Below are 1,102 nucleotides of genomic sequence, written 5' to 3' on the forward strand. Positions count from 1 at the left end.
TGTTGTAAGTCTCACCGGAACATTATCAAAAAATGAAATTTGATGACGGCAGGTGGAGATTAACGGGATTTATAGAAGTGCCCTATAAGGGGGTACCTCGAAAAACCCTTTTTTTGAAGCTCTTTTGATAAAATTCATCTGTCTGAACTCGAGTCTTACCCAATGCCGATGAAACTCCGTAGCGCGATCAAGAAAGACCTGTTTGCCGCCGACCAAAGGCGGGAGAAGGTAGACCGCCTGGGCGATCCGCTCCTGGCATTTGAAGAACATATCGATTTTGTGTTGCGCTAGCAAAAGAAATGGACCGGCTAGCGGCTAGGCCGGAGAGCTTGCAAGGCGGTAGTCCACCGTTCCCCACCGAGACGATGGTGCGCATCTATTTCTGAAGCGGTGCAACAACCTCTTGAATGAACAGATGGAGTATCAACTGCTTGACCGGATGAGCTACCAGCGTTTCTGCGGACTGGCTGATTCGGCGAGCATTCCGGATTGCACCACCGTCTGGATTTTTTAAAACCGAATTGGCGAAGTGGGTGCCCAGGCTTTTTCGATGGTATGGAGCAACAACTGCTCAAAGCAAGGCTACATCGCCCGCAGTGGCCAGATCTTCGACGCTACCCTGGTTCCGGCCCGAAGCAGCACCTTCACCCGGGACGACAAGAAACAGCTCAAGGAAGGCACCATGCCTGTGGACTGGAACCCAGCCAAGCGCTGCCAAAAAGACCTGGAGGCCACTCAGACCAAGAAGAATGGCAAGAGCCATCATGGCTACAACCTTAAGCGTCTGGTTTATCTTAAGCGGGCTGGAATTGAGACCTTCTGACGTTCGCAATAGTCCGATTTGCTTAAAAATGAGCGATTCTAGGTGAAAAATGGAGTGGAACTGCGCAACAATATGCAATCCATCGAATAATCTGAACCGGTTTGCTCGCGTTCATAAAATTCAGATCGGAAAGTTTGAAAGCTATGGTTTTTGGAGGTGCCCAAGGGTTAGTTTTTATCACAAATAGTTATAATTGTTTTTACATTTTTTATATGAAATTCCAGTTACTGATCTTATAAAACACACGGCGTATAAATTAAATATCCGTTTTATTAAATA

Annotated in this window: 1 pseudogene; it reads left to right on the plus strand. The window is 46.9% G+C overall.

Going from position 1 to position 1,102, the window contains the following annotated elements:
* Positions 1-168: 168 nt before the first annotated feature.
* Positions 169-778: pseudogene (locus tag MJ769_RS11655) on the plus strand (transposase); the annotation flags it as partial.
* Positions 779-1,102: the final 324 nt, after the last annotated feature.

The organism is Candidatus Nitrotoga sp. BS, assembly GCF_927797785.1.
Classification (GTDB): Bacteria; Pseudomonadota; Gammaproteobacteria; order Burkholderiales; family Gallionellaceae; genus Nitrotoga.